The following is a 9636-nucleotide window of genomic DNA, read 5'->3' as shown; positions in this document are numbered from 1 at the left end:
GTTCCGGACCAGGCCGCCCCCACCGCCCCGGACCAGGCCGTCCCGGCCATCACGGACCCGGCCGCGCCCGCGCCGATCGGCACGGACCCGGCCCTCACGGACCCGATCACCGCCGAGAGGGGAACCGCACCGCCGACCGCCGCCTGAGCCGCTTTCCCAGGGACCCGCACGGCCCGCCCGCGAAGGGGCGGACACGCGCCGCGCGGGCCCCAGTGCTGTCCACCGCCGGTGCGGCGTGGAAACATGGGGCGATATGGAAGGCGACAAGGACATCATCGCGCTGCTCAACGAGCAGCTCACCGCCGAGCTGACCGCGATCAACCAGTACTTCCTGCACTCCAAGATGCAGGAGAACTGGGGCTACACGCGGATGGCGCGGCACACCCGGCACGAGTCGATCGACGAGATGCGGCACGCCGAGCGGCTGACCGACCGGATCCTGTTCCTGGAGGGGCTCCCCAACTACCAGAAGATCGGGACGCTGCGCATCGGGCAGACCGTCTTCGAACAGCTAGAGGCCGACATGCAGATCGAACTGGAGGCGGTGGCCCGGCTGCGCCCCGGAATCGAGCTGATGCGCTCGCGCGGCGACGTCACCTCCGCCCGGATCTTCGAGGACATCCTCGCCGACGAGGAGCAGCACATCGACTACCTGGAGACCGAGATCGGCCTAGTCCAGGCCCTAGGCGAGCACAACTACCTCCAGCGCCTAACCGAAGCCCCCGGCGAAGACACGCCCAGCCCCGTCTAAAGCCGATGCCCGCCCCTTTAACGCAATCCCGGCCCAAGGTGCTCGCCTAGCGGCTCGCACCTTGACCGTGCTTGTGCGAGACGCGACATCGCTTCGCGATCTTCCCGGTGGGGCTCGCCTCCGGCTTTGCCCCACCGGTCAGGTCACGCGCTCGCGTGATCGTTGAGCCTCCTGGAAAAGGAGGCCAGCCCGTTGGTCCGGGGTTGCCTTAAGCAGAACCGCTTTGCGAGGGCTCCTGGGCCGGCGTTGAATCCACGCGGCGCCGCAGGACGTAGGGCTGGATGATTCCGAGGCCGCGGACGGGGCGGCGGACGATCCGGGTCACCTCGTAGGCGGGGTCCTTCTCCAGCTTGGCCGCCAGCTCGGTGTCGATCACGACGGCGCCGGGGCGGGCGAGGGAGGTCAGCCGGGCGGCGAGGTTGACGGTGGTGCCGAAGACGTCGCCCATCAGCGGCAGCACGGGGCCGTGCGCCACGCCGACCCGCACGTCCGGGACCTCGGTCTCGTCCTGGATGGCCGCGGCGACGGTCAGCGCGATCTCCGCGCCGATCTCGGGGGTCTCGGCGCTGAACAGCACCTCGTCGCCGAGCGTCTTGACCAGCCGCCCGCCGCAGGTGGCGATGATGTCGGCGGCGGTCTCCTCGAACCACTCCACCACGCGGGCCAGCTCGATCTCCTCCAGCTCCCGGCTGACCTGGGTGAAGGAGACCATGTCCGCGAAGCCGACCGTGGTCGGCGTCCGCCCGGCGGGGTGGCCGTTCTCGCGGGTGGCCGCCGCGGCCATGGCCCGGGTCCCCGCGGCGGCGAGCTGGCGGCGCCACGCGTGCACGACCAGCGGCTCGAACTCGCCGATGTGCCGCTCGGCGATGTCGACGATCGTGTCGACGGCCTCGGAGGACGGCTGCCCGTCCGGGTCCTGGACGAGCATGCTCCGCAGCAGGTTGACCTGCCATTCGGCGAGCCGCGTCATGGTCTGCCCGAAGGCGCGGACGAGCCGGACCACCCCGTTCTCGTCCAGCACCCCGTCCTCCATGAGGCGGCGGATGCGGCACAGCGCGGCGATGTCGCCCTCGGTGTAGGCGACGGCGTCGTCCGGCATCGAGGGGTAGCCGAACGCGCGCCACAGCCGGCCGGAGAACTCCCGGGTGACCCCCGAGAGCCGGACGGCGTCCACGCGGGTATAGCGCAGCTCGCCTCCGAGCAGGAGCTCCTCGATCTCCTTCGGATCCGGCAATCCGGCTGCCATCTGTCCGCCCCTCAGTCCGCCGTCGCCGTGGGCTTTGCAGGCGGCGTCGTGGTCCGGTACCAGGACATATCGTTGCAGATCCGATGCCGTTCGGGAGATCGGGCCGGGGTGTTCACCGGACGTGCACCACATCGCCGGCGCTGACCGCCGTGTCGCCGCGCGGCCCCGCGACCACCAGCCGCCCGGCCCCGTCGATGTCCCGGACCGTCCCGTGCAGCGTCTCGTCGCCGGGCAGCTCGACCCGCACCGTGCGGCCGAGCGTCGTGCACAGGTCCTTGTACGCGGTGCGCAGCCCGCTGGTCTCGGGATCGCCCTCCAGCGCCGTCCACTCCCGGTACCAGGTCCCGGTCTCGCGCAGGATCGCGCGCAGCAGCGGCGCCCGGTCGCTGAGCGGGGCGCCCTCGATGGCGAGGGACGTGGCGGCCGGCACGGGCAGCTCGGCCTCGCGCAGCCCCACGTTCAGCCCGACGCCGACGACTAGCGCGCCCTCGACCCGCTCGACGAGGATCCCGGCCAGCTTCCGCTCCCCCACCAGCAGGTCGTTCGGCCACTTGAGCCGCGCGTCCACGGCCGCGTCGCCGCGCTCGGGCGTCCGCTCGCCCGCCAGGAAGCCCTCGCCGGTCTCCGACCAGGCGGTCATCCTGCGGACGGCCGTGGCGACCGCGACCCCGGTCAGCAGCGGCATCCAGCCGAGCATCGGCACCGGGACGGCCGGCCGCAGCAGCATCGAGAACATCAGGCCCGAGCGCGTCGGGGCCGTCCAGGACCGGCCGAGCCGGCCGCGGCCCGCGGTCTGCAGCTCGGTGACGAGGACGGTGCCCTCCGGCGCGCCCTCCCGGGCCCGCGCGGCGAGGTCGGCGTTGGTCGACCCGGTCTCGGGCACGACGCGGACCTCCCGCCACAGCCCGCCAGGACGGACGAGCGCGCGCTGGAGGGCCGCCTCGTGCAGCGGCGGGCGGTCGAGGTCTCCGTACGGTGAGTCGCTCACCCGTCCATCCAACCCCACCGCGAACTCGATCTTGGGACCGCCGTCCACCGACGGGCGCCGGAGTTAGGGTGCCGCTTGTGGATGGAGTGAAGCTGGAGGGCGTCACGCTTCGGCGGGACCCGCGCAACGAGCACGTCGCCGAGATCGTCCTGGACCGGGCCGAGGCCCTGAACGCGCTGTCGACCGCGATGGCGCGGCGCCTGGCCGCGGCCTGCGCGGAGGTCGCGGCGGACCCGTCCGTCCGGGCGGTGGTCCTCGCCGCGGCGGGCGAGAAGGCGTTCTGCGTGGGCGCCGACCTCAAGGAGCGCGGCGCGATGACCGACGAGGAGCTGCTCGCGCAGCGGCCGGTGTTCCGGGCCGCGTTCGGCGGCGTGCTGAACCTGCCGCAGCCGGTCATCGCGGCCGTGCACGGGTTCGCGCTCGGCGGTGGCTGCGAGTTCGCGCTGTCCGCCGACATGATCGTCGCGGACGAGACCGCCGTGTTCGGGCTGCCTGAGGTGGGCGTCGGCCTCGTCCCGGGCGGCGGCGGCACGCAGCTGGCGCTGCGGCGGCTCGGGCCCGGCAAGGCCGCCGACCTGGTGTTCACCGGCCGCCGCCTCGGCGTCGACGAGGCCCTGGCCTACGGCCTGGCCGATCGGAAGGTGCCCGCCGGGACGGCCCGCGAGGAGGCGTCCGCGATCGCCGAGCTGATCGCCCGGAACTCGCCGACCGCCGTCCGGGCCGCCAAGCGCGCCATGCGGCTCGGCGCCGGCGTCGGCTTGGAGGCCGGGCTCGACCTGGAGGAGAACGCCTGGCGCACCGTCGCGTTCTCCGCCGACCGCCGCGAGGGCATCGCCGCCTTCAACGAGAAGCGCAAACCCTCCTGGCCGTCCTGACCTGGCTCAGCCGGTGTTCTGGAGGCCGGCGGCGACGCCGTTGACCGACAGCAGGAGCAGGGCCTCCAGGTGGCCGCGCTCCTCCTCGTCGGCCACCCCGGCGCGCAGCGCGGTGAGGGCGCGGAGCTGGAGGTGCGAGAGCGCGTCCACGTACGGGTTGCGCAGCTCGACCGCCCGGGACAGGACGCGGCGGTTCTCCAGCAGCCGGTCGTGGCCGGTGACGGCGAGGACGAGCGAGCGGGTCCGGTCGTACTCGGCCAGGACGGCCTCCGACAGCTCGGGCCGCTCCCCCAGCGCCAGATAGCGCTCGGCGATCGTCCGGTCGGACTTGGCCAGGCTCATCTCGGCGTTGTCCAGGAGCGTGTTGAAAAGCGGCCAAGCCTCGTACGCCTCGCGCAGCTCCGCCAATTCCCGGCCGTCGTCGGAGACCGCGGCGAGGCCGCTGCCCAGGCCGTACCAGCCGGGGAGGTTCACGCGGGTCTGCGTCCACGCGAACACCCACGGGATGGCGCGCAGGTCCTCCAGGCCCCGGGCGGCCTTCCGGCGGGCCGGGCGGGACCCGATGCGCAGCTCGGCGATCTCCTCCAGCGGGCTGACGCGCGCGAACCAGGCGGCGAAGCCGTCGGCCTCGATCAGCGTCCGGAACGCCGCCTTCGCCGCCTCGCCGATCTTGTCGGCGAGCGGGCGGAAGCGGGCGGCGGCCTCGCGGGCACGGTCCTGGACTGCGTCGGTCGAGGCCAGCAGCACCGCGCTCGTGACCTGCTCGACGTGCCGCCGGGCGATCTGCGGGTGGCCGTAGCGGGCGAAGATGACCTCGCCCTGCTCGGTGACCTTGAAGCGGCCCGCGACCGACCCGGGCGCCTGCGCGAGGATCGCCCGGTTGGCGGGCCCGCCGCCCCGTCCGAGCGAGCCGCCGCGCCCGTGGAAGAGCGTCAGCCTGATGTCGTTGCGCGCCGCCCAGCCGGCGAGGGCCTCCTGCGTGTCGTACAGGCGCAGGGTCGCGCTGGCCGGGCCGAGCTGCTTGGCGGAGTCGGAGTAGCCGAGCATGACCTCCAGGCGGCGGCCGGTGTCGTCCAGGCGGTGCCGGACGGCCGGGATCTCCAGCATCCCCTCCAGGACGTGCGGGGCGCGTTCCAGGTCCTCGCCGGTCTCGAACAGCGGGATCACGTCCAGGACGGGCGCGCCGTCGCCGAGCGAGGCGGCCAGCTCGTGCACGTTGGCGATGTCCTCGGCGGAACGCGTGAACGAGACGATGTAGCGGTGGCAGGCTCGCACGCCGAAGCGCCGCTGGATCCACGCGACGACGCGCAGGGTTTCCAGGATCTCTTCCGTCATTTCGGAGCGGGTCTCACCGGCGCGGATTTCCGCGAGGGCCTTCTCGTGGAGTTCCGAATGCTGGCGGATCTCCAGCTCGGCGAGGTGGAACCCGAACGTCTCGACCTGCCAGATCAGCTGCTGGACGCGCCCGTACGCCTGCCGGGCGGCGCCCGCCCCGGCCAGGGAGTCCTGGACGATCCGCAGGTCGGCGAGCAGCTCGTCCGGCGAGCCGTAGGCGAGGTCGGCGTCGCGCTCGCGGGTCGCGGCGATCCGCGCCGCCGCGTACAGCAGGAACTGGCGGTGCGGCTCCCCGGGCGAGCGCTTGGACATCTCGCCGATCCGGGCGGGCTGCGCCGTCCGGGCCGCGGCGAGGGCGGCGCGCAGGTCGGCGGACGCGGGCGTGGTGGACTCGTGGACGGTCAGCTCCCGCCCGACCCGGGCGCACGCCGCCTCCAGGGCCCGCAGGACGTGGTCGGCCTGGATCATGACCGCGTCCCGGGTGACCTGCGCGGTGACGAACGGGTTGCCGTCCCGGTCGCCGCCGATCCAGCTCCCGAACCGCAGGTACGGGCGGGCCTTCGGCGGCCGCGGGCCCGTGTCGTCCCCGTCTTGCAGGGCGCGGTCGAGGGCCCGGTAGATGTGCGGGACGACCCGGAAGATCGTCTCGTCGAACGCGGCCATCGCGGTGCGGACCTCGTCCAGCGGGTCCATCTGCGCGTCGCGGCGCAGCGCCGTCCGCCACAGCAGGTCGATCTCCTCGCGGAGCCGCCGCTCGATCTCCTCGCGCCCGCTCTCGCCCGGCCCCGCGTTCAGCTCGGCCAGCAGGTCGCTGATCCGCTGGATCGCGGTGACCACGGCGCGGCGGCGGGCCTCGGTCGGGTGCGCGGTGAACACCGGACGGAACTCCAGGCCCTCGATGACCTCCGCGAGCCGCCCACCGCCGGAGGCGCGGATCTCCTCGACGGCCGCCGCGACCGTCCCCGGGACGCTCCCGCCGGTGTCGCGTTCCCGCAGCGTCCGGATGCGGTGGTGCTCCTCCGCCAGGTTCGTCAGGTGGAAGTAGACGGTGAACGCCCGCGCGACCTGCCCGGCACGTTCCAGCGACCAGCCGTCGACGAGCGCGGCGACCTCCTCGCCGCCCATCTCGCCCCGCCGGGCCGCGATCACCGCATGGCGGAGCCGCTCGACGTCGTCCAGCAGCTCCCGCCCCCCGTACTCCACGAGGCCGTCGCCGAGCATGGCGCCCAGCAGGCGCACGTCGCGGCGGAGCGGTTCTGGCATGTCCTGCCGAAAGGTGTCACGCGTCTTCGTAGCCACGGCCCCAGCGTAATGAGCGGCCCCCACAGGAGATTCACCCGGTCGGGGACGGCCCCGCCCGCACCCGCGTCGCGGGCGTGTGGCTACCCTGACCCGCATGGCGATGGAAGCCCCTGAACCCCCGCGCGCCGAGGACATCGACGTCCACACGACGGCGGGAAAGATCGCGGACCTGGAACGGCGCCGCTACGAGGCGGTGCACGCGGGATCCGCGCGCTCGGTCGAGAAGCAGCACGCCAAGGGCAAGATGACGGCCCGGGAGCGGATCGACGCGCTGCTGGACCCGGGCTCGTTCGTCGAGTTCGACGAGATGGCCCGGCATCGCTCCACGAGCTTCGGGATGGAGAAGAACCGGCCGTACGGCGACGGCGTGGTCACCGGCTACGGCACCGTGGACGGCCGTCCGGTCGCGGTGTTCAGCCAGGACTTCACCGTCTCCGGCGGCTCGCTGGGCGAGGTCTTCGGCGAGAAGATCTGCAAGGTGATGGATCACGCGCTGAAGACCGGCTGCCCCGTGATCGGCATCAACGACTCCGGCGGCGCGCGGATCCAGGAGGGCGTGGTCGCCCTCGGCCTCTACGCCGAGATCTTCAAGCGGAACGTGCACGCCTCCGGCGTGATCCCTCAGATCTCCCTGGTCATGGGGCCCTGCGCGGGCGGCGCGGTGTACTCCCCCGCGATCACCGACTTCATCGTCATGGTCGACCAGACGTCCCACATGTTCATCACCGGCCCGGACGTCATCAAGACGGTCACCGGCGAAGAGGTGACCATGGAGGAGCTGGGCGGCGCCCGCTCGCACAACTCCAGGTCCGGCGTCGCCCACTACCAGGGCTCGGACGAGGACGACGCGATCGAGTACGTCAAGGCGCTGCTGTCCTACCTGCCGTCCAACAACCTCGCCGACGCGCCCGCGTTCGCGGTGCCGGTGGACCCCGCGGAGCTGGACGAGGAGCTCGACGCCCTCATCCCCGACTCGCCGAACCAGCCCTACGACATGCACACCGTGATCGAGCACGTGCTGGACGACGGCGAGTTCCTGGAGGTCCAGGAGCAGTTCGCGCCCAACATCATCGTCGGGTTCGGCCGGGTCGAGGGCCACTCCGTCGGCGTCGTGGCGAACCAGCCCCTCCAGTTCGCCGGGACGCTCGACATCGACGCCTCCGAGAAGGCCGCCCGGTTCGTCCGCACCTGCGACGCGTTCAACGTCCCGGTCCTGACCTTCGTGGACGTGCCCGGCTTCCTGCCCGGCACCGACCAGGAGTGGAACGGCATCATCCGGCGCGGCGCGAAGCTGCTGTACGCCTACGCCGAGGCCACCGTCCCGCTCGTCACGGTGATCACGCGGAAGGCGTACGGCGGCGCCTACGACGTCATGGGCTCCAAGCACCTCGGCGCCGACATCAACCTGGCGTGGCCGACCGCGCAGATCGCGGTGATGGGCGCGCAGGGCGCGGTCAACATCCTGTACCGGCGCGAGCTGGCCGCCGCGGACGACCCCGACGCCCGCCGCGCCGAGCTGATCACCGAGTACGAGGATCGGCTCGCCAACCCCTACATCGCGGCCGAGCGCGGCTACATCGACAACGTGATCAAGCCGTCCGAGACACGCGGGCAGATCGTGCGGGCCCTGCGGTCGCTCCGCGAGAAGCGCCGGACCCTGCCGCCCAAGAAGCATGGGAACATCCCGCTCTGACCCGGCCCTCCCATGATCGGAGAAAACGTCCCCGATCATGGGATCCCCGACCCTGGGGTGAGGAGAACTCGTGACCGAAGGCAAGCCGTTCCTGCGGGTGGTGCGCGGCGACCCGTCCCCCGCAGAGGTCGCCGCGCTCGTCGCTGTGCTGACCGCGCGCGCCCGCGCCGCCGCCGCCGCAAGGGACGGCGCGGACGAGCCCCGGACGTCCCGCTGGGCCGACCGCTCCCGGCTGGTGCGGACCACGGCGTCCGGCGGGATCCGGCCGCGCGGGCCGGGCGCCTGGCGCGCAGGCGGCCTGCCGCGCTGAGGCCCCGCGTACCCCCTGGACGGCCCATCGCGCGGGCTCTGCCGGCGCCTTCCCAGCGCCGCCGCAACGCTCCTGCCAGCGGCTGCGCGGAATCATTGCGGTGTCCGTGGCGGACGATAGGGAAATGCTTCAAGGGACATGTAACCGTGGTTCGCGCCCAGCGGAGGCCCCGGCACGAATAAGGTGAAAGGCCATGGCCACCTCGGAGTTCGTCCCTCAGCCCGCGCGCTACGCCGTCTTCGTCGACGCGGGGTACCTTTACGCGGCCTCCGGTGCGCTGCTGCTCGGCTGCGGTTCCCGGCGCGAGTACCGTGTCGCCGCCGAGAAGCTGATCAAGGCGCTGACGACCCACGCGGACGACCAGTTGCTCGGCGAGCTGCTGCGCGTCTACTGGTTCGACGCGGCGCCGAAGCGGCAGCCGACGGTGGACCAGCGCGTCATAGCCAACCTGCCCCTGGTGAAGCTGCGGCTCGGCAACTTGAACGCGCAGGGCCAGCAGAAGGGCGTCGACGCCCAGCTCCGCGCCGACCTTGAGGCCCTCGCCCGGCACCGCGCGATCACCGACGCGGTGCTGCTGGCCGGCGACGAGGACATGCTGCCCGCCGTCGAGGCCGCCCAGCGCTACGGCGTCCGCGTGCACTTGTGGGGCGTGGAGCCCACCCACGGCTCCAACCAGGCCGAGTGGCTGGTCTGGGAGTCCGACACGGTCGAGGTGCTGCCCTCGGACTTCCTGCGCCCCTATTTCACCAAGGCCAAGGTGCTGCCCGTCCCCGCGCCCGGGTCCGCCGCGGCGGTGCGCGACGCCGCCGGGCACCGGGCGAGCCCCGTCCCGTCGCCGTCCCAGGTGTTCGCCGGACGGCCTCCGGCGGTCAAGCCGGCCCCCGCCGCGGCCGTCCGCACCGCCGTCCCGGTCGGCGGCGGCCCGCAGGTGACGCCGGCCACGGTGGCCGCCTCGATGAACTCCGCCGCGGCCGCCGCGTCCGACGGCAAGCTCGGGCCCGACCGCAACAGGCCGCCCAGCGCTACGGCGTCCGCGTGCACTTGTGGGGCGTGGAGCCCACCCACGGCTCCAACCAGGCCGAGTGGCTGGTCTGGGAGTCCGACACGGTCGAGGTGCTGCCCTCGGACTTCCTGCG

General features: G+C 73.0%; 8 protein-coding genes. 5 read left to right on the top strand and 3 right to left on the bottom strand.

Going from position 1 to position 9636, the window contains the following annotated elements:
* The first annotated feature begins 253 nt into the window (after nucleotides 1–253).
* Nucleotides 254–751 carry a bacterioferritin gene (gene bfr / locus E1298_RS39225; protein WP_131902453.1) on the top strand — a complete coding sequence of 166 codons (498 nt, stop codon included), beginning with the start codon at nucleotides 254–256 and terminating at the stop codon, nucleotides 749–751.
* Between the two features lie 208 nt (nucleotides 752–959).
* On the opposite strand, the gene E1298_RS39220 is transcribed toward bfr, so the two are convergent.
* Together E1298_RS39220 and E1298_RS39215 are read right to left on the bottom strand one after the other, a co-directional pair.
* A complete protein-coding gene (locus tag E1298_RS39220; RefSeq protein WP_131902452.1) occupies nucleotides 960–1997 on the bottom strand; it encodes an adenylate/guanylate cyclase domain-containing protein in 1038 nt (345 codons plus the stop codon).
* Nucleotides 1998–2109: 112 nt separating this feature from the next.
* Nucleotides 2110–2985 carry a biotin--[acetyl-CoA-carboxylase] ligase gene (locus E1298_RS39215; protein ID WP_131902451.1) on the bottom strand — a complete coding sequence of 292 codons (876 nt, stop codon included), beginning with the start codon at nucleotides 2983–2985 and terminating at the stop codon, nucleotides 2110–2112.
* A 77-nt stretch (nucleotides 2986–3062) separates the two neighbouring features.
* Here E1298_RS39215 and E1298_RS39210 point away from each other — a divergent pair, with 77 nt between their 5' ends.
* Complete coding sequence (locus E1298_RS39210) at nucleotides 3063–3860, top strand: enoyl-CoA hydratase/isomerase family protein (RefSeq protein WP_243726089.1); 798 nt, start codon at nucleotides 3063–3065, stop codon at nucleotides 3858–3860.
* Nucleotides 3861–3866: 6 nt separating this feature from the next.
* Here E1298_RS39210 and E1298_RS39205 read toward each other — a convergent pair whose 3' ends face one another.
* Nucleotides 3867–6458, bottom strand: coding sequence for a phosphoenolpyruvate carboxylase (locus E1298_RS39205; RefSeq protein ID WP_131902454.1), 2592 nt, complete (start codon nucleotides 6456–6458; stop codon nucleotides 3867–3869).
* A 133-nt stretch (nucleotides 6459–6591) separates the two neighbouring features.
* Here E1298_RS39205 and E1298_RS39200 point away from each other — a divergent pair, with 133 nt between their 5' ends.
* The 3 genes from E1298_RS39200 to E1298_RS39190 form a co-directional block, all read left to right on the top strand.
* On the top strand, nucleotides 6592–8190 hold the full coding sequence (locus E1298_RS39200) for an acyl-CoA carboxylase subunit beta (protein ID WP_131902450.1): 1599 nt from the start codon (nucleotides 6592–6594) through the stop codon (nucleotides 8188–8190).
* A 70-nt stretch (nucleotides 8191–8260) separates the two neighbouring features.
* Nucleotides 8261–8500, top strand: a complete 240-nt coding sequence (locus tag E1298_RS39195) for an acyl-CoA carboxylase subunit epsilon (RefSeq protein ID WP_131902449.1) — start codon at nucleotides 8261–8263, stop codon at nucleotides 8498–8500.
* 193 nt (nucleotides 8501–8693) lie between these two features.
* A partial coding sequence (locus tag E1298_RS39190; protein ID WP_243726088.1) for an NYN domain-containing protein occupies nucleotides 8694–9636 on the top strand: 943 nt, incomplete at its 3' end.

Source organism: Actinomadura rubrisoli (assembly GCF_004349215.1).
GTDB classification, from domain to species: domain Bacteria; phylum Actinomycetota; class Actinomycetes; order Streptosporangiales; family Streptosporangiaceae; genus Spirillospora; species Spirillospora rubrisoli.
This window is presented reverse-complemented; position numbering and strand designations above follow the sequence as displayed.

What these genes read in the sequence shown, in the direction of transcription:
- E1298_RS39220 (WP_131902452.1), bottom strand. Translation starts at nt 1,997, where the DNA reads ATGGCAGCCGGATTGCCGGATCCGAAGGAGATCGAGGAGCTCCTGCTC.
- E1298_RS39200 (WP_131902450.1), top strand. Translation starts at nt 6,592, where the DNA reads ATGGCGATGGAAGCCCCTGAACCCCCGCGCGCCGAGGACATCGACGTC.
- E1298_RS39205 (WP_131902454.1), bottom strand. Translation starts at nt 6,458, where the DNA reads ATGCCAGAACCGCTCCGCCGCGACGTGCGCCTGCTGGGCGCCATGCTC.
- bfr (WP_131902453.1), top strand. Translation starts at nt 254, where the DNA reads ATGGAAGGCGACAAGGACATCATCGCGCTGCTCAACGAGCAGCTCACC.